Source organism: Microbacterium sp. C448, assembly GCF_000582705.2.
GTDB classification, from domain to species: Bacteria; Actinomycetota; Actinomycetes; order Actinomycetales; family Microbacteriaceae; genus Microbacterium; species Microbacterium lacus_A.
This window is the reverse complement of record NZ_HG779596.1, coordinates 1-17,977: the sequence shown is the minus strand read 5'-3', so window position 1 is coordinate 17,977 and position 17,977 is coordinate 1. Positions and strand designations below refer to the sequence as shown.

Here is a 17,977-nt window from a genome sequence, read left to right as displayed (position 1 = left end):
CCGCAGGTCTTCTGGTTCTGGGGCGGCGTCGACCCTGCCGTTTTCGCGAAGGCCCAGGCCGAGGGCACGATCGACCGCGACATCCCGACCAACCACTCGCCGTTCTTCGCCCCGCTTCTGCAGCCGACGCTCCGCAACGGCGTGCAGACTCTCACGGTCGCGGCGCGCGAGTTTCTGGACTGAGAGGGACGGCTCGGCGCCCGGCGGCTGCTTGACACCCCTTCATCCCGGATCGCCGCATTCGCTTGCACGCAACCCACCGCAGGCGTAGTGTCGCCGCTCGTGGCTAACGACAGTCGCGGCGAGGGTGCGAGCTCTCCAGCCGTCAAGCGCTGGATTCTCGGCGAACCTCTCCATACCGAACAGCTCGACGGGCAGCTGCTTCCGAAGCGACGCGCGTTGCCGATCTTCGCGTCCGACGCCCTGTCGTCCGTGGCCTACGCTCCCCAGGAACTTCTGATGATCCTGCTGACCGGCGGGCTCGCGTTCCTCGCCTTCAGCCCGGCCGTCGCGGCAGCGGTCGTGGTGCTGCTGATCGTGGTCGTCGTCAGCTACCGGCAGCTCATCAAGGCGTACCCGTCGGGCGGCGGCGACTACGAGGTCGCGTCGAAGAACCTGGGCGAACCCGCCGCGGTGGTCGTGGCATCCGCTCTCCTCGTCGACTACGTCTTGACGGTCGCCGTGTCGATCGCTTCCGGTGTCGACAACATCATCTCGGCCATCCCGGAGCTCAACCCGTGGCGGATCGAGTTCGCTGTCGGCTTCGTCGTGCTGATCATGGCCGTGAACCTGCGCGGGGTGCGCGAATCGAGCAAAGCGTTCGCGATCCCGACCTATGTCTTCATCGCTTCGGTTGCGGTCATGATCGTCGTCGGCCTTGCCCGCGTCGCGCTCGGCGACCCTCCCATCGCGTCGAGCGCCGAGTTCGCGGTGCAGGCCGAGGATCTCTCGCAGGCCGCCGTGATTCTGCTGGTGCTGCGCGCGTTTTCGAGCGGATGCTCGGCCCTCACGGGCGTCGAGGCCGTCTCGAACGGCGTTCCCGCCTTCCGGCAGCCGAAGGTGAAGAACGCACAGGCGACCCTCACGCTCATGGGTGGCATCGCCATCCTGCTGTTCGCAGGTCTGACGGCGCTCGCCCTCTTCGCGGGTGTGCACTACGCCGAGAACCCCTGCAACCTGATCGGCTTCGACTGCACGACCCCCCAGCCGAGCCTCATGGCCCAGGTCGCGAGCGCGACATTCGGGATGGGAAGCATCCCGTTCTTCATCATCCAGGCCGCCACGGCGTGCGTTCTGCTGCTCGCCGCCAACACCGCGTTCAACGGCTTCCCGCTGCTCGGAGCCGTGCTCGCCCGCGACGGTTACGCCCCCAAGTCGCTCAACACGCGCGGCGACCGGCTGGTCTTCTCGAACGGGATGATCGCGCTCGGTCTGGCCGCGATTGTCATCCTCGTGATCTACCAGGCGAGCCTCACGAGCCTGATCCAGCTGTACATCATCGGCGTTTTCGTGTCGTTCTCGCTCGGACAGATCGGCATGATCCGGCACTGGCGCCGGGCGATCCGCACGGGTGCGACGGGTGCTGACCTCCGCGCTGCACGCATCGGTCTCGCGATCAACGGCGCCGGCGCGGCGCTGACCGTCTTCGTGCTGGTGATCGTCACGATCACCAAGTTCACGCACGGCGCGTGGATCGTCTTCCTGCTCATCCCGATCCTCGCGACCCTCATGATCGGCGTGAACCGCTACTACCGCGATGTCGAGCACGAGATCGAGATCGACGACACGACCCACTTCGGCTCACAGGGAGACGTGGCGATCGTGCTGGTCGGGCGCCTGCAGAAGCCGGTCGTCAAAGCGATCGATTACGCGCTTGCTGCCAAGCACGACAAGACCATGGCCGTGCACGTCTCGGTCGATCCCGAATCGACCGACCATCTGCAGGCCGAGTGGCAAGAACACCGGATGCCGGTGCCGCTCGTCATCGTCGACTCGCCGTATCGCACCTTCGCGCATCCCGTCCGCGAGTTCATCCAGGCCTATCGCAAGAAGAACGGGTCCGCGGTCATCACCGTGTATCTGCCGCAGTACATCGTCGGGCACTGGTGGGAGAGCTTCCTGCACAACCGGCGTGCGAGCCGGATCGCGCACGACCTGATGCTCGTGCACGGCGTCACCATCACGCTCGTGCCGTGGCTGCTGGATTCGACCGAGATCGTCTACGGTCGCCGCTCGCGCCCGCTGCCGGGCGGGGACCGATCCGGCCTGCCCCCCGAGACAACCTCGAGCCGGATGCCGCGGCGTAGCCTGGAGGAGTGAATCCCCTCGCTGTGCCCCGTGATGCGGCGTCGTTCGACGTGGCGTCTTTCGACGTGGAATCGATCCGCACCGACTTCCCGATCCTCGGCGAACAGGTGAACGGCTCACCCCTGGTGTACCTGGATTCTGCGGCCACGAGTCAGAAGCCGCGCGCCGTGCTGGATGCCGAGGCATCCTTTCTCTCGCGCAGCAACGCGGCCGTGCATCGCGGCGCGCACACGCTGGCGGCCGACGCGACCGAAGCATTCGAGGATGCGCGGGCCACCGTTGCCACCTTCGTCGGAACCCAGCCCGACAACATCGTGTGGACCTCCGGCGCTACGGCGGGCATCAACCTCATCGCATACTCGATCGGGAATGCATCCCTCGGACGCGGCGGCGAGGCGGCGCAACGCTTTGCCCTGGATCCCGGTGACGAGATCGTCGTGACCGAGTCCGAGCATCACGCCAACCTGATTCCCTGGCAGGAGCTTGCCGCGCGCACGGGCGCGGTGCTGCGTCATATTCCCGTTCTGGATGACGGACGGCTCGACCTCGAGGCCGCCGCCGGGATCCTCGGGCCGCGCACACGGATCATCGCGTTCCCGCATGTGTCGAACGTGCTGGGCATCGTGAACCCCGTCGACGAACTCGTCTCACTGGCCCGTTCGGTCGGTGCCCTGACGGTGCTCGACGCCTGCCAGTCCGCCCCGCACCTCGCCCTCGATCTGCCGGGGCTCGGCGTCGACCTGGCGGTGTTCTCGGGCCACAAGGTCTTCGCGCCCTATGGCGTCGGCGCGCTGTACGGGCGCTCGGAGGTGCTCGAGGCCCTGCCACCGTTCCTCACCGGCGGTTCGATGATCACGACCGTGACCCTCGAAGCGGCCGAGTACCTCCCGCCGCCGCAGCGCTTCGAGGCGGGGACACAACCCGTGTCCCAGGCAATCGGCCTCGCGGCAGCGGTGCGGTACCTCGGCGCGCTCGGGCACGATGCGATCGCAGTGCGCGAGGCATCCCTCGAACGTCGCCTGGTTGCGGGGCTGCGAGAGGTCGCGGGGGTCCGCATCCTCGGTGACGCCGCTGGGGTCGACCGGGTCGCCCTCGCCTCATTCGACGTCGACGGCGTGCACGCGCACGATGTGGGGCAGTTCCTCGACGCACGCGGTGTCGCCGTGCGCGTCGGACACCATTGCGCCCAGCCACTGCACCGCCGATTCGGGCTAACCGCCACCGTCCGGGCGAGCGCGGCTTTCTACAACACGGAGGACGAGATCGACACCTTCCTGGACGCCCTGTCGGGCGTGCGCCCATTCTTCGGAGCATCGGCATGAGCGGTCTCGAGTCGCTGTACCAAGAGTTGATCCTGGATCACTCGAAGCATCCGCATGGCACGCCGCTCGCACCCGACGAGGGCGCGAGTGCAGCGTCGTACCAACGGAACCCGATCTGCGGGGACGAACTAACGTTGCGGGTGCGCCTCGACGACGCGGGCGCGATCCGCGATGCGACGTGGGAGGGCGCGGGCTGCTCGATCTCGCAGGCTTCGGCCTCGATGCTGTCGGACTTGGTCGAAGGGATGCCCGGGGCCGAAGCATCCGTTCTCGTCGACGGATTCCGCGAGGCCATGCGCTCGCGCGGCAAGCTCGAGCTCGACGTCGAGGAGTACGGCGACGCGGCCGCTCTGTCGGGCGTCTCGAAGTACACCGCGCGTGTCAAGTGCGCGATGCTCGCGTGGGTTGCCCTCGAGGACGCACTGGCCCGGGCATAACGTCGCCTCCTCCCCAGCGCGGGGACGGACCGAGTTGTCCACCGACGCCACCGACCGCGCGGGTCGGGGCGAGACCCGCCGACAGGCTGGGCGTATGCCCACTGGACCCGCTGATACTCCACCGATGCGCGACGACGCCGCTCTCGAAGGCTGGCTGTTCGATCTGCTGATCGGCGCCACACATCCGCAGCTCTGGCTGTTCTTCCTCGACGAGGATGACCGCCCAACAGGCCCCATCATGCCGTGCGATGAGCTTCCGGATTACCCGGACGAACTCACCGCAACCGACGACCTCGGTACCCTGCCCGTGGTCGAACTCTTCGCCCACCGCTTCGCGGACCTCATGCGCGAGTTCAACTTCGCGCAGGTCATCGTCGTGTGGGAACGCTGCGGTGGCGACCAGGTCACCGAACTGGATCGCGCGTGGGCGCGGCTCGGCGACCACCTCGTCCGGCAGGGCGCCCGTGTGCGGGCGCGATTCTTGCTCCACGAAGACGGCATGCGGATCTTCACGCCGGACGACCTGCCCGCCGCGGCGTGAGGTTCGGGATACTGACGCCGCGCTACCCCGCGATCATTCCCTCGAGCCGGGCGTAGCTCGTCTCCATCCCGTCGGTCATGCCCGTCGCAAGGACCATGTCACGGGTCTCCTTGTCGGGGTACTCGATCAACACCGTGATGAGCGTGGCGCCGTCCTCTTCCTGCAGCGACAGGTCATTGAGGGTCGACGGGAAGTCGGTGTCGGTCATGTGCTCGGTCGTCACCGAGCGGCGAGGCGCCTCCATCACGAGCGTCTCACCGTCGAAACCGAACGGCTCTCCCGCCACTCCCGCGTCGGGCGCCCACGCGTAGCGGTAGCGTCCGCCGACACGCGGGTCGACCTCGCACACCGTCATCTGCCACCCGTCCGGGCCAAGGAGCCACTTCTTCATCAGCTCAGGGTCGTGGTGCGCGCGCCACACCAGGTCGCGCGGACCCTCGATCATGCGCGTGATGCTCACGTGGGTGTCGTCGAGCAGCTCGGTCTGCGTACCCTTGCCCTGCGCGTACGCGCGGAGCCCTTCGAGCACCCGGTCGAGCTGGCTCATCGCCATGGTCGAGCCTTCCACCATGCCCATCGCGACCATCTGTTCGAGCGCCTCGTGAGAGGCGAAGTGCGTCGTATTGATTGCCCGCGTTCCCCCCGATGTCTCCTCGAAGGTCAGAACCATGCGCATCGACGGCATATCGGCGTCGATCTCACCGTCCTCACCGACGAAGCTGTCGATCACCTCGAGGCGCTTCGGGGCATCGATCGCGATGAACTCCCACGCGGCTCGGGGTGCGTCACCCTGCGGCCCCGTCATCCGGTACTGCGCGCGCCCGCCGACCTGCAGGTCGAACTCGGTGAACGTCGCGGGCCATCCCGGAGGGCCCCAGAAGAGTTCGAGCTGGCGGGGGTCGGTGAACGCCGTCCAGACGCGTTCGATCGGTGCGGCGAAGTCGGCGACGAGCGTCATCGTCAACGCTTCGGGGTCGGTGGTGACGTCAGTGACGGGCATGTCACTCTCCTTCTGTGGATGGGTCGATGGGTTCGGTCTGGGGTGTTGCGGCGAGCAACAGATCGAGGCGGTCGATCCGTGCGCGCCAGAGTTCTTCGTAGCGCGCCAGCAAGGCGCGGGCCCGGGCGATCATGGTCGGGTCCGCCCGCACCAGACGCTCGCGCCCCTCGGCGCGCTTGATGATGAGGCCGGCCGCCTCGAGAACACCGATGTGCTTCTGGACGGCCGCGAACGACATGTCGTAGTCCTGGGCGAGCGTCGAGATCGACTGCTCGTGCTCGATTGTTCGACGCAGGATGTCTCGGCGCGTCGCCGCGGCGAGCGCCTGAAACACGCGGTCGATCTCGTCATCGCTCAGCTCGCTCGCTTCGCCCTGTGCCAATTGTGCAACCATTTGGTTGTACGTTAGCGCCGTAGCCTGTTCCCGTCAACCCCGTTCGTGTCGGGAACGGGTTTGCGTGACACAACGGCTCTTTACCTGACATACGGCATGAGCTCGATGACACGGAATGTCACTTACTCCGCGAGTCGCGCGTGTCACCCGCCTCTCCGCATATAGACCGGTGCCAGGAGGTCCCGGTGCGTCCAGTCGAAACTGCGAAGCAGATCACGGTGCGGCGTCGCTCGCCGTACACGGAGGCCCACTGGCTGCCCCGCTCAATCGACGACACGGTCCGATCCCCCGTTCGCCAGGACTACGCGATCGTCACACGAGACGTTGGAGAGCGGGACTGGGCGTCGATAAATCCGAGGCGTGTTCGCACATCGAAGGGTGTCCGGCACCGCTTCACCAACTCGATGTACTTCTGGCAGCGGACGCGTAGCCATGTCTGGTGCGAGTCTCAGGAGGAGCGCTGGGAATTGCTATGGCTCGACTTCGGTGCACAGGTGGAGCGCCTTTGGGCGCAGCCGATGGCGATCGCCTTTGGGCACGGTTCGCGCCTAGCGGGATATTCGCACGTTCCCGACTTCCTGGCTCAGTTCACAGACGGTAGCTACGGGCTGTTCGATGTCCGCCCGGAGGAAAGCCTGAAGCACGCGACGCGTCTACAGTTCGACGAAACTGCTAAGACCTGCGAGACGCTCGGCTGGCACTACCGAGTTCTCACCGGTCACGACACGCTTGCGACGCGGAACCTCGACTGTTTGTCTGCATCGCGCCATGAGCGCTGCGCGCCGGTCCCTGAGATCGAAGCGCTGATCCTCGATGCCGCCCGGGGCGGGCGCACTCGACGCGAGTTGTGCGAGATCGCGTCTCCGGAATGCCCACCGCTGGCGGCAGCTTGGGTCGACAACCTCGCGTGGCGCCGTCTTCTCCACCTGGATCTAGGAGCTGTCTTCAACAGCGACACCGTGTTCACGTCGTCGGAGCGCGTTCTGGAAGGGGGGAGATCCAATGCCTGAAGAGCACAAGCTGCGGCTGGGCGACATCGTTGAGATCGACGGGGAGTCGTGGGCGTGGGAAGGAGTGCGTCGGGGTACCGAGGCCAAGTTGCGCCGCGAGGGAACCGCCGACGACTGGATGGTCATCTCGGTTCCCGAGTTACTTGCTCATGCGGGCAGCTCGAAGCGTGATGTGGATCTTCCGCTGCGGATCGCTGGCGGCGATTGGCCAAGTGACGTACTCGACATGGAGAGGCACTTGCTGGAAGCATTTCGGGGTATCCCGATGGCCCCGACTGCAACCGGGCCGCGCCCGCAGTATGACCCTGCCATTACGACACAGGAGCAGCGGATTGCGTCGAAGATCGCGGAGACGGCCGGCACGTCATTGGCCCGCTCGCGGAAGGCGCTGTTCAACTTCTGGAAGGTCTATCAATCGCACGGTGTGGCGGGGCTGGACGCCCGGATGCACAGACGGGGCAAGCGAAGACTTGTGATCGCGAGGGCAGATCCGCGACTGGTCGCCGTCATCGACCGTGCGCTGGACGATCGCAGGGATATGCCGACTACTACTCGACGCCACTGCGCGTTGCTGGTGCGTCGGATGCTGGAGAGCATGTACCCGGGCGACCCGGTCTGCGATATCACTGACACCACGCTGCAGGGTTACATCAATGAGCGAGACGCGGGTCGGTACAGCTTCGATAAGGCCACCACTCGGCGCACGGCCGCGAACAGTCCGGATCGCCAACACTTCTCCGGCAGCGCCTTCCGACTCGGAGCGGTGTGCGAGATCGACTCGACGCTGCTGGATGTGCAGGTGTGGGATGACAGGGGCAACACCTACCGCCCCACTGCGACCGTGCTTTTCGATGTCGCGAGTCGAGTGCCTCTCGCATGGGCGATCCACGCTAACTCGCCGAACGGATTCGATCACTCACTTCTGCTGGCTCGTGCCATCGTGGGGCGCCGTGCGATTCCAGGGTCCGCTGCCGCGGTGCTTTCCGGATCCGCAACTCTTCCCATTGAGCTGATGAAGAGAGTGAATCCGTACCTCGACGACGACTCGTTGGCTGTGCCCTGGATCTTCCCTCACGCGATCACGATCGACGGAGGCGCCGACTTTCGCTCTGCGACGTTTGAGGCTGCGTGTCGCGCGTTCGGCATCACCCTGGTGCTGGCGCCCCCGAACGCCGCTACGGTGAAGCCGCATGTCGAGCGCAACTTCGGAACCACATCGACCAGCTTTGCGACCTGGCTGGCCGGCGCGACTGGCAGTTCGGTCGCGAACAGGGGTAAGCGGGATAACCCGACGCTGACGCTTGACTCGGTGCGGCTTGCGTTCGAGACATGGATCACGACGGTCTACTTGAACACACATCACGGCGGGTTGAAGTCGCCGCTGTTCCCGGGGCGGGAGTGGACTCCCAACCAGATGTACGCAGTACTGTTCGAGGTCGGCCCGGGCGTGCAGTTGCCGTTCCGCGCGGAGGACTTCTTCGCCCTCCTGCCTACAAAACCCCGCGTGATCAGCAGCGAAGGCATCGAGTTCAACAACCGGACCTACGACTCGCCGTTGCTGGCCGAACTGCGCGACCGCTCGTTGACAGGTGCGGCCACCGGCTCAACCCGGGCGCGGAAGTTCGACATCAGTTACGACCCTTACAACTCCAACGCCGTGTGGGTGCGCCACCCAGAGACCGACGAGTGGATCGAGTGCTGGGACACCGCGCTCGACGACAAGGCGGCGTGGATGGTCGCCGAGGCTGCAGTCAAGCTGGTCGAACGATTCGGCTCCGGTGACCCAGGCGAGACCCCGAAGAGGACGGAGCTCCTGGATGTCATGGAGAGGCGGGAGCGCAGCGACAAGCGCGCCCGCAATCGCAACCTTCGCGACAGGGCCACCGGCGCAACGGCGCCCTATATGTCCGATTCCGGCGCGACGGACCCGGAGCCGATCGACCTGGACGGATGGACCGACCCTGCCGATGTCGGTGACATCGACTGGGACTCGCCGGAGTACGACATCGTCACGGTGAAGGAGTTCTGAAGGTGATCGTCCAACCTCTGGTGCTACACCACGCGCGCAAGACCACCCTGCTCGGACTGCGTGAGGCGTTCACCGCTCTTCCGCCCCCGCCTCCCCCGCTGTCGTTCGCCGAGTACTCCACCCTGCCGACGAGAGGGCGGGCTGCGTACGATCAGGCCCGGGACGACTTCCTCCATCTCACGCTGCGTGTGCCAACACCAGAGCAGGACATCGGCGCCCGGATCCTGGCCAAGCTCATCGCCTCAAATCCGCGCCGGAAGAACTCACGCCGCGGTCTGATGATCTCCGCGCCCATGTTCTACGGCAAGACCGAGTTGGCGCTGCTTCTCGCCCGCTCTACTGAACAGTCGCACGCCGCCCGTAATCCTGACTACGTCGACCGCGGGGAGGTCCCGGTGGTGTGGACGGAGATGACCGACCACTCCACCGGCAAGGCACTGCTTGCCCAGATCATCGAGTTCCTCGCACCCACCGTCTCGGTGCCGCTTCACGCGAACACCGACAGACTCCGCAAGATGGCGGTCGACATGCTGCAGACTCATCGCACCAAACTGCTGGTGATCGACGAGGCCCACCGACTGGGCGGTAGCGAACCCTCCAGCGTCATCAAAGCGCTGCAGAACGAGTCATCCGCCACCGTCCTCCTTGTCGGCATCGCCCTGGGAGGGGGAAAGGCGTTCGGAAGCACAGAAGGGCTTCAAGTCCGCATGCGGTGCGACATGGTGACGCTGCGCAAGACCGATCTCAAAGAGGACGAGGGTCGGGTGCTGTGGCATCGGTGGGTGGCTGTCTTCGACCGCAATCTCCCGTTGTGCGGTCACGCCCCGGGGCTCCTAACCCGCAACGCGGCAGTCCTCCACAAGGCTGCAGGGGGCCAGCTCTCCGTACTGGCAATGATCGTCGAGCGGCTGATCGCCGCGACCCTGGACGACACCGCCCGCAGGAACGAACGGGTGACACGCCAGCGGCTGTACGCAGTGCTGGATGACTTGCGGTACACGACGCCGGTCCGGCACAAGATCACTCTCGAGGACCTCCACGAGGACGACCTTGACGAGGCCGCGTGATAGGTGAGCTCGCATGGGCAGTCCGCCCCAAGTGGCACAGGCTCGAGTCGCCGCGCTCGTACCTACGGCGCCAGTGCGAAGCCGCAGGGGTACCGCTCGAGATCGCCGAGCGGGGACTGACCACCCGAGCGCAGCCCTACCTGAACCGTGTCTGGGCCGTCGAGGGCGCGGCCGCAGCAATCGTTGAAGCTGGCGCGGGGCGACCCGCTGGTCACTACGCAAGATTGAAGGGGCACGCGCAGCCGAATCCCGAGGGAACTTATCCTGAGCGATTCCTCTGTCGGCTTTGCGGCGCGGGAGAGCGCGTGGAGCAGATCCCACATGATCGCGAGAACTGGTGCCTTCGGCATCCTGGGCAGATGGTGTGGGCCGGTCCAGGCACCCCGCCCGCGTCGCAGCCGGTCCTTCCGCTCGATCCCGCTCAAGCACACGCCGAACATAGGTTCCGGCGGTTGGTCAGCGCCGGCCGCGTCTCTGCACAACTTCACGCGCGAGTGTGGGAAATGGTGCGCGACGACGCAGTCCTGAGCAAGCCGCATGGCTCGCTGCTAACGAGAGGCATGAGCGCCGACAACCGCGAGATCCTTGGCCGCGCATTGCTGTACCCCGTGACCGTCGCCATGCTCGAAGTCCTCTCCGACAAGACGACGGTCGAGCGATGGCGGTCGTCGTCAACTAAGAACATCCGCGCCGCCATTGCAGATGACATCCCACGGGTCGGCGGTCCCGCCGACATCTTGATCGAGAGGGTTGTGCTCTGGCTGCGGCCGACTCGTCGCGCAACACGGCCTACCCGTTTCGCATCGTTGTACATTCCACTAGATGTCGTGGATGCTGCGGCGATCATCGATGTCACCGCCCCCTATCCGCTCTGGGTGCAGCGAAATCCGAGTGCCGTTGCTGAATGGGCCTGGGGTTTGAACGACCACACACGCAACCCATGGGAGACGCGCGGGATATCAAGGAACGCGTGGTGGGCCTGCGACGAGGGCCATATGTGGGAGGCAAGCCCTTCCACGCGGGGCCTCGCCATGAGCGGGTGCCCTTACTGCGCTGGCCAGCGAGCGTGGCCGGGGCATACAGACCTCCGAACAACTCACCCCGACCTCGCCCGGGAGTGGGACAAGACTCGTGGTCGCAATGCCGGCGACCCCAACCATGTCGGCGCCAACTCGGGCCGACGCGTCAAATGGCGGTGCCGGAGCGGGCATCGGTGGGAGGCTCCGATCCGAGCCCGGGTGACGAAGGGACTTGGCTGCCCGTACTGCGACGGCACGCGCGCCGTGCGGGAATAGCCATCCATGGCTTGCCTCCTCGTCGCGATTGCGGCTCGTCAGGATCGACGCCGAAGCGCCGAGCAACCTTGACCAGGTAGTCATTCTTGGGAAGCTGCTTACTTCCCCTCATCCACCCTCGGGCCAACGAACGCGGGACTACCCGGTCGGATCACGATGTCGACCCCTGCGACGAAACAGATCGCACCGGCCCGACACCAGTAGAGCAAGAGCCATTCGCGCAGGAGCTCGAGCTGCGCCTCCTGATCGGCGCGCGGACGACCGTGGTCTTCGATGACGCTCAGCCAGTCGGTCGGCTCAAACATCGCCTCGAACAGTTCAGTAGCCGTCGGCCCCTCCGAGTGCTCGTCCCACCAGTGGCAGGTCGCCTCGTACGCATGCTGCGCCGTCGACGAGCCGTTCGGCTCCGAGACGATGCTGATCAGCGCTTCTAAGAAGGGATCGCGAACGACCATCCGGAAGCTGTCCACGTCGACCAGTGCGAAGCCCATGGTCGAGAGATTGCCATACCGATTAGGCCTTCCCCGGGAGGCCTCGCGGCCAGCCTGAAAGGGTGCGTAGCGTCCCGTCCTCGAACTCCGATTGGAGTGCGTACGTTCGCGAGATCGGAACCAACATCCAGCGGCATCGCGTGGCACGCGGATACAGCCAAGATCGGGTCGCCTACGAAGCGAATCTCAGCAGATACACGTTCCAGAAGCTCGAGAAAGGCGAGTCTCGACCAGACTCCGCCGCCAATCCGCGCCTGATGACGCTCCTCGCAATCGCCCAAGTTCTCGACATCGAGCTCAGCGAACTCCTTCCTCCTCGCACCCCCGACCTGACGCTACGGTAGTCGGCTGTGGCCGCCATCAGCGGCCCCGGTACGGTGTAACTCGTGGCCCACGTAGACAATCTCATCGAGCGAATCCCGGATCCTCATCTGCGGGCGCAGATCGCCGAAGAGGTGGCGAAGCTCGTGGAGCACAAGGACTTCGGTCTCGTCTTCCAGCGCCACCTGCCGGAGGATCTCGAGGTTCCTGGCACCAGGCCGCGACGAGGCGACATTGTGCGCTTGCGCGCCGATCCTGAGAAGCAGAATCACGTCGTGCTCGCGACAAAGGACGGGCGAGCAACGATCATCGCGGTGGATGCTGCGAAGCAGACGATCGACGGGAGCGAATCCGCTACGGTCGATCACGATCAGCTAGTCGTGGTCAAGGACTTCAGCGTCCCGATCTATCCCGGGCTGGCGCCGCTCGGAGAGGTCAATCGCGGCGGCGACAAACCGACTCACATCGTGATCGAGGGCGAAAACTACTACGCGCTCGAGACGTTGCTTTACACGCACGAGCGGAAGATTGACCTGATCTACATCGACCCGCCGTACAACACCGGGACGAGCACATGGATCTACAACGATCGTCTCGTCGGGGATCTGGACGCGTACCGTCACTCGAAGTGGTTGAGTTTTATGGAACGGCGTCTTCGTCACGCGAAGCGGTTGCTCAAGGACACTGGTGTGCTCATTGTCGCGATCGATGACGCTGAACAAGCTCGGCTGAAATCACTTCTCGACCAAGAGTTCGGAGAACGCAACTTCATCGCCAACTTGGTCTGGCAAGGGGGAAGGAAGAACGACTCCCGTTACGTGTCGACTGGACACGACTACATGCTGGTCTATGCGAAGAGTGAAGCAACCCTAGCCGGTTCCGGTGCTCGATGGCGGGAGCAACGACCCGCCGACGCGCGGATCGCGGTTGCTGCCGCACGCGCTTGGGAGGACTCCGCACACGACCCTCTTGTAGCCTCGCGCGCGATGAAGGCGTGGATCGCTGCTTTGCCTGACGGCGACCCAGCCAAGGTCAACAACAGGTTCTACGAGTTTGAGCCTGACGGGCGGGTCTTCCGGAAGAGAGACATCTCTTGGCCGGGTGGAGGTGGCCCGACTTACGACGTGCGCCATCCCGTGACCGGCTTGCCCGTGCCTGTTCCGAGTCGTGGATGGATCTATTCCAAACCCGAACGTATGCAGGAAGACATCGACGCCGATCTAATCCTGTGGGGAAAGGACCACACGGAGTACATCAATCGCAAGACCTACCTCGAAGGTGGCGACGGAATGGTGCCGACATCTGTCTTCGAGAAGAAGAGGACGAGCGCCGCGAAACACCTCGAGTCGGTTCTCGGCTCAAAGGACTTCCCATACCCCAAGGATGTGGAGGTCATCTCACGGTGGTTGGACTTGGCGTCGGGTGGCAGTCCGGACGCCATCTTCCTTGACTTCTTCGTCGGCACTGGAACCACCGTCGAGGCAGTCATGCGTCTGAACGCGGAAGACGGAGGCAGCCGACAGGCCATTGCGGTTACAAACAACGAGCTGTCGGCCAAGACCGCAGCGGCTCTCCGGAAGGCTGGGTGCCTCCCCGGGGATCCAGAGTGGGAGGCAGAGGGCGTCTTCCAGAAAGTAGCTCGTCCCCGCGTCGAGACGATCGTGACCGGGATTCGCCCCGACGGATCGAAGTACTCAGATGGCCTGGATGAGAACGTGGCTTTCCTCAAGCTGACGTACGAGGACGAAAACCTCATCGCACTAGGCAGACGATTCGACGCTGTGGCGCCGCTCCTGTGGCTGAAGGCCGGCGGGGTCGGTCCTGTTGTGCGGCGACGAGGAGATGCACTTTGGGCGCTGCCCAGCGGGGCGATATACGGGGTGCTGTTCGCCCCTGCGCAGGCGAAGGCGTTCGCCGAGCTGATCGCCGTGCACGATCGCGACCTGCGTCACCTCTTTGTTGTGACGGACTCGGAGAGCGAGTTCCAGGAAGCCGTGGCCTACTTACCACTGGAGTTGCGGCTGGAAACGACGCGCCTCTACGCGGACTACTTGCATTCCTTCGAGATCAATGGAAAGGGCTGAGGCGTGAAGTTTCACCTCCTCGACTTCCAGCGCACCGCGTCTGAGGCCCTGATCTCGGAGATCAAGAAGGCACAAGCGCGCTACGAGAACGACACCGAACTTCTCGGGGCCGTGGTCTTGGAGGCCGCGACAGGAGCCGGCAAGACGGTCATCGCGACCTCGGTGATCGAGCAGTTGATCTTCGGGTCCGACTTCACCGATCCGGTCGAGGGAACGACTGTGCTGTGGGTGACGAACGACCCCAGCCTGAACGCGCAGACGGCCCGCAAGATGCAGGAAGCCAGCGAGAAGATCAACGACATTCGGCTCATCGGACAGGGCGCATCGTTCGATGAGGAGTCCTTTGCTGCGGGCGCAATCTACTTCCTGAACACCCAGGCGGCCTCAGCATCCGCTCGAATCACGAAACGGTCCGACACCCAGCGCTACACGATCTGGGACACCATCGCCAACACTGTTCGTCTGCGCGGCAGTCGCTTTCTGGTGGTCGTCGACGAGGCGCACTACGGGGTCACAGAGAAGCCAGGTGGGTCGCCGACCATCGTCAACAAGATCATCAACGGCGATGTCCCAATCCCTGTGTTCATCGGAATCTCTGCCACTGCTCAGCGCCTCAATAAGGCGCTCGAGCAACAGAACCGGTTCCGGAAGAACTACGTCGTCCCGATCGAGAAAGTTCGTGACTCCGGGCTCGTCAAGGACAGGATCGTTCTCGCCCCAGCAGCGGTGCAGGGTGAAGTCACCGCAGACACGACCTTCGTCCGGCTGGCGGTCCAAAAGACACTCGAGTTCGAGCAGCGCTGGCAGGCCTACGCCGAGCAGCAGGGGGAAGCGGCGGTAAAGCCGGCCCTCGTCGTTCAGCTACCCGACCAGCGCTCCGACGACGGTGAGTTCCTAGAGCTTGTGCGCGCGGTAATCGATGCCATCACCCAGGAGTGGCCGGGGCTCGTCGCCTCGAACATCGTGCACACGTTCGCTGAGCGCGCGCCGATCGATCTGGGGTCGCATCGTGCGGTGCGTTACATGCCGCCGCAGGACATCCAAGACGCAACCCATGTTCGAGTTGTCCTCGCAAAGAATGCCATCACGACGGGGTGGGACTGTCCCCGAGCGGAAGTGCTGGTCTCCCTCCGGGCGTCGGTGGACTACACGCCGATCGCTCAGCTGATCGGCAGAATCGTTCGTCAGCCGCTGGCCAGGCGTATCGCGTCGGACGAGTCTCTGAATCGCGTGCAGGCATACCTTCCGCGATTCGACCGGAACACCGTGATGCAGGTTGTCGGCCAGTTCGCCGGAGGTGAGGCCGGCGCGACCGCAGAGGTTGTACGTCTGACACTTGATTACCGCGCACCGAGTGGGATGGAAGCGGCGTTGAAGGTGCTTGCCGACCTCCCTACCTATGTCGTTCCATCGCAGTCGTCCACCCCCGATGTGCGGCGCCTCCATGCACTCGCGACACTCCTCGAAAACGATGGCATCCGGCCGAACGCGGCAGCGCAGGCAGCAGCGTTCCTCAATGGCAAGCTCGATGACGAGGCCGGCAAGCTTGAAGCTTCCGGTGAACTCCAAGCGAAGCGAACCGCGGTGTCGAGCGCGTCGGTGTTCGAGTTGCTGACGTCGATCGACGGGTCGGTCATCGATGGGGAGCGAGTCGTCACCGGCACCCGCCTAGACGCCAAGAACATCGACGACGTCTTCAAACGCGCCAGCCGTGCCCTTAAGGACGGCACGGCCGAGGCCTACTGGTCCTACCTCGTAGACAAGGATCCCGACGAAGATCCGATCGAAGCGAAGATCACTGTCGCCGCACTGGCGCTCACGGAACACGTGGTGGACAACGTCGAGAACGCAGCCGCATCGCTCGCGACCGACTGGTTCAAACAGCACGCGAAGGCGATCTCGCTTCTGCCCGAGGCCGATCGCTCACGCTACGCACGCATTCAGGCGGAAGCCAAGGAGCCGACACAGCGCCCCGGCATCATCATCGATGGCACCATCGAAGAGGCGATTTCAATCCGGATGGAACCTGACTCGTCAGACGACCAGCTTCGCGCGAACATCCGCGACGACGAGACAAACCGATGGCCGAAGCACATCTACCAGGACACCGACGGCCACTTCTGGAAGAAACCCTCCGCCACCGACGGACTCGAGCGCAAGGTACTCAAGACGGAGCTCAGCGAGGACTCGCTCGTCGCCTGGTATCGCAACCCGACCGGTGGCGACCGAGCGCTCTGCATCCCCTACCGCGACAGCGGGACGGGATCTTGGGCGCGGCTCTTCCCCGACTTTGTCACATTCCATGACGGCGGGGGCGGAGTGTCGCCCTCGATCATCGACCCGCACGGCATCCAACTCGAAGACTGGGCCGACAAGCTGCGCGGCTATCTCGACTACGCCGACGACCACGCTGCCGTCTACCGCGCAATCTGGCCCATCACCCAGATCGAGGGCAAGACGTTGCTTCTCTCGATCCACGACACGGCGACTCGAGGCATCGTACGTTCAGCCCTCGACGCCGGTGAAAGCGTCGAGGCGATCTTCCGAATGCACGGAATCGACTACTGACGGCTGGTCAAACTGGTGGGATGCGAGATGTCCCACAGCTTGTGGGACATCTCGACGCCCACGTATTCGCCGGGAATGTGCCACAGACTGTGGCACATAGCGGCTCATCGCAATCGAGGGTGTAGCAGTGGTCTGAACCCTCCGCTTTCGAGCATGCTGCGGGCGATGTAGTTCGTGAGGTTGCGGAACCCGAGGGCGGAACCGCGGAGGTGCTCGAGGCGCCCGTTGATCGCCTCCGTCGGGCCGTTGCTGGTGCCGGGCCGGTCGAAGAACGCGAGGACGTCCGCGGCGCGCTGCTTGAGGGTGTGACCCAGGCGCCGGATCTCGGCGAGGGCGGCGGGAACGCCGGTGGTGATCGCGTCGATCACGGCTCGCATCGCCTGCTTCCCCTTCACCTTGTCGGGTTCTCGGTAGGCGGCGACGATGCGCTGGTAGATACCCCACGTCGCTTCGACCTCGACATGCTCATCGCTCGCGAACACGGCCTCAAGCCGGGCTTGCTGTTTCTCGGTGAGGAACCCCGCGCCGGTGTGCAGGGTGCGGCGGACCTTGTAGAGGGGGTCACTGGCGCGGCCTCGATGCCCGAGGGTGTCTTGCTGGACGCGTTGCCGACACCGGTCCAACGCGTCACCGGCGAGACGGACGACGTGGAACGGATCCATCACCGGGACCGCGTCGGGGAGCTCTTCCGCGGCAGCGGTCTTGAACCCGGTGAACCCGTCCATCGCGACAACATCGACGCCGTCCCGCCATGCCTGCGGCCGGTCGGCGAGCCACTGCTTGAACACGGCCTTCGAGCGGCCCTCGACCACGTCCAACAACCGCGCCGCGCCCGTCTTGTTCCGCGTCGGGGTGAGGTCGATGATCACGGTCACGTATTTGTCCCCGAACCGCGTGTGTCGCCAGACATGCTCATCGACCCCGATCGTCGTGACCCCATCGAACCGGTGAGGGTCATCGATCAGCCGACGCTTGCCTTCGGCGATGATCGCGTTGTTCGCCGTATGCCAGGACACCCCGAGCCCCGCCGCAACACGGGTCACGGTGAGGTGGTCAAGGACGACGCCCTCAAGCGCCCAGCTCACTCCGCTTCGCGAGATCTTCGCCCGCG

16 protein-coding genes and 1 pseudogene are annotated in these 17,977 nt (G+C 64.8%); 12 read left to right on the top strand and 5 right to left on the bottom strand.

Going from position 1 to position 17,977, the window contains the following annotated elements:
- The 5 genes and pseudogenes from MIC448_RS01485 to MIC448_RS01465 all read left to right on the top strand — a co-directional run.
- Window positions 1-183 (top strand): annotated as a pseudogene (locus tag MIC448_RS01485) (amidohydrolase); the annotation flags it as partial.
- A gap of 99 nt (window positions 184-282) precedes the next feature.
- Window positions 283-2,319 carry an APC family permease gene (locus tag MIC448_RS01480; RefSeq protein ID WP_243419839.1) on the top strand — a complete coding sequence of 679 codons (2,037 nt, stop codon included), beginning with the start codon at window positions 283-285 and terminating at the stop codon, window positions 2,317-2,319.
- Between the two features lie 38 nt (window positions 2,320-2,357).
- Window positions 2,358-3,629 (top strand): SufS family cysteine desulfurase, encoded by a 1,272-nt coding sequence (locus MIC448_RS01475; protein ID WP_036294982.1) that lies wholly within the window; start codon window positions 2,358-2,360, stop codon window positions 3,627-3,629.
- Window positions 3,626-4,066, top strand: coding sequence for a Fe-S cluster assembly sulfur transfer protein SufU (gene sufU / locus MIC448_RS01470; RefSeq protein ID WP_036294978.1), 441 nt, complete (start codon window positions 3,626-3,628; stop codon window positions 4,064-4,066). Before MIC448_RS01475 ends, sufU begins: the two co-directional genes overlap by 4 nt.
- Window positions 4,067-4,190: 124 nt before the next feature.
- Window positions 4,191-4,607 (top strand): hypothetical protein, encoded by a 417-nt coding sequence (locus tag MIC448_RS01465; protein WP_036294975.1) that lies wholly within the window; start codon window positions 4,191-4,193, stop codon window positions 4,605-4,607.
- A 22-nt stretch (window positions 4,608-4,629) separates the two neighbouring features.
- On the opposite strand, the gene MIC448_RS01460 is transcribed toward MIC448_RS01465, so the two are convergent.
- A complete protein-coding gene (locus MIC448_RS01460) occupies window positions 4,630-5,607 on the bottom strand; it encodes an SRPBCC family protein (RefSeq protein ID WP_036294972.1) in 978 nt (325 codons plus the stop codon).
- Between the two features lies 1 nt (window position 5,608).
- The gene (locus MIC448_RS01455) at window positions 5,609-6,001 is read right to left on the bottom strand and encodes a winged helix-turn-helix domain-containing protein (RefSeq protein WP_036294970.1); all 393 of its coding nucleotides are present in this window, start codon (window positions 5,999-6,001) and stop codon (window positions 5,609-5,611) included.
- A 140-nt stretch (window positions 6,002-6,141) separates the two neighbouring features.
- On the opposite strand from MIC448_RS01455, the gene MIC448_RS01450 reads away from it, so the two are divergent.
- The 4 genes from MIC448_RS01450 (at window position 6,142) to MIC448_RS01435 (ending at window position 11,402) form a co-directional block, all read left to right on the top strand.
- A complete protein-coding gene (locus tag MIC448_RS01450; RefSeq protein ID WP_306342056.1) occupies window positions 6,142-7,011 on the top strand; it encodes a TnsA-like heteromeric transposase endonuclease subunit in 870 nt (289 codons plus the stop codon).
- Window positions 7,004-9,040: a Mu transposase C-terminal domain-containing protein gene (locus tag MIC448_RS01445; RefSeq protein ID WP_036294965.1), complete on the top strand. Its 2,037-nt coding sequence runs from the start codon at window positions 7,004-7,006 to the stop codon at window positions 9,038-9,040. The genes MIC448_RS01450 and MIC448_RS01445 overlap by 8 nt, the downstream gene beginning before the upstream one ends.
- A gap of 2 nt (window positions 9,041-9,042) precedes the next feature.
- Window positions 9,043-10,107 (top strand): TniB family NTP-binding protein, encoded by a 1,065-nt coding sequence (locus MIC448_RS01440; protein WP_036294962.1) that lies wholly within the window; start codon window positions 9,043-9,045, stop codon window positions 10,105-10,107.
- Between the two features lie 560 nt (window positions 10,108-10,667).
- Window positions 10,668-11,402: a zinc-ribbon domain-containing protein gene (locus MIC448_RS01435; protein WP_158497516.1), complete on the top strand. Its 735-nt coding sequence runs from the start codon at window positions 10,668-10,670 to the stop codon at window positions 11,400-11,402.
- Window positions 11,403-11,500: 98 nt separating this feature from the next.
- Here the strand turns inward: MIC448_RS01435 and MIC448_RS01430 are convergent, their stop codons facing one another.
- Window positions 11,501-11,893 (bottom strand): hypothetical protein, encoded by a 393-nt coding sequence (locus MIC448_RS01430; RefSeq protein ID WP_036294954.1) that lies wholly within the window; start codon window positions 11,891-11,893, stop codon window positions 11,501-11,503.
- 62 nt (window positions 11,894-11,955) lie between these two features.
- Between MIC448_RS01430 and MIC448_RS01425 the strand changes: the two genes are divergently transcribed.
- Window positions 11,956-12,237 (top strand): helix-turn-helix domain-containing protein, encoded by a 282-nt coding sequence (locus MIC448_RS01425; protein ID WP_036294951.1) that lies wholly within the window; start codon window positions 11,956-11,958, stop codon window positions 12,235-12,237.
- Here the strand turns inward: MIC448_RS01425 and MIC448_RS01420 are convergent.
- Window positions 12,229-12,582 (bottom strand): hypothetical protein, encoded by a 354-nt coding sequence (locus tag MIC448_RS01420; RefSeq protein ID WP_158497515.1) that lies wholly within the window; start codon window positions 12,580-12,582, stop codon window positions 12,229-12,231. The genes MIC448_RS01425 and MIC448_RS01420 overlap by 9 nt on opposite strands.
- A 12-nt stretch (window positions 12,583-12,594) precedes the next feature.
- Here MIC448_RS01420 and MIC448_RS01415 point away from each other — a divergent pair, with 12 nt between their 5' ends.
- Entirely contained in the window at window positions 12,595-14,298 is a 1,704-nt protein-coding gene (locus MIC448_RS01415; protein WP_158497514.1) for a site-specific DNA-methyltransferase, read from the top strand.
- Between the two features lie 3 nt (window positions 14,299-14,301).
- Complete coding sequence (locus MIC448_RS01410) at window positions 14,302-16,866, top strand: DEAD/DEAH box helicase (protein ID WP_036294945.1); 2,565 nt, start codon at window positions 14,302-14,304, stop codon at window positions 16,864-16,866.
- 104 nt (window positions 16,867-16,970) lie between these two features.
- On the opposite strand, the gene MIC448_RS01405 is transcribed toward MIC448_RS01410, so the two are convergent.
- The coding region (locus MIC448_RS01405; protein WP_036294942.1) for an ISL3 family transposase at window positions 16,971-17,977 on the bottom strand (1,007 nt) is incomplete at its 5' end.

Coding starts and splice junctions, on each gene's coding strand:
- MIC448_RS01430 (WP_036294954.1), bottom strand. CDS start 11,893: ATGGGCTTCGCACTGGTCGACGTGGACAGCTTCCGGATGGTCGTTCGC.
- MIC448_RS01460 (WP_036294972.1), bottom strand. CDS start 5,607: ATGCCCGTCACTGACGTCACCACCGACCCCGAAGCGTTGACGATGACG.
- MIC448_RS01465 (WP_036294975.1), top strand. CDS start 4,191: ATGCGCGACGACGCCGCTCTCGAAGGCTGGCTGTTCGATCTGCTGATC.
- sufU (WP_036294978.1), top strand. CDS start 3,626: ATGAGCGGTCTCGAGTCGCTGTACCAAGAGTTGATCCTGGATCACTCG.
- MIC448_RS01455 (WP_036294970.1), bottom strand. CDS start 6,001: ATGGTTGCACAATTGGCACAGGGCGAAGCGAGCGAGCTGAGCGATGAC.
- MIC448_RS01445 (WP_036294965.1), top strand. CDS start 7,004: ATGCCTGAAGAGCACAAGCTGCGGCTGGGCGACATCGTTGAGATCGAC.
- MIC448_RS01435 (WP_158497516.1), top strand. CDS start 10,668: ATGAGCGCCGACAACCGCGAGATCCTTGGCCGCGCATTGCTGTACCCC.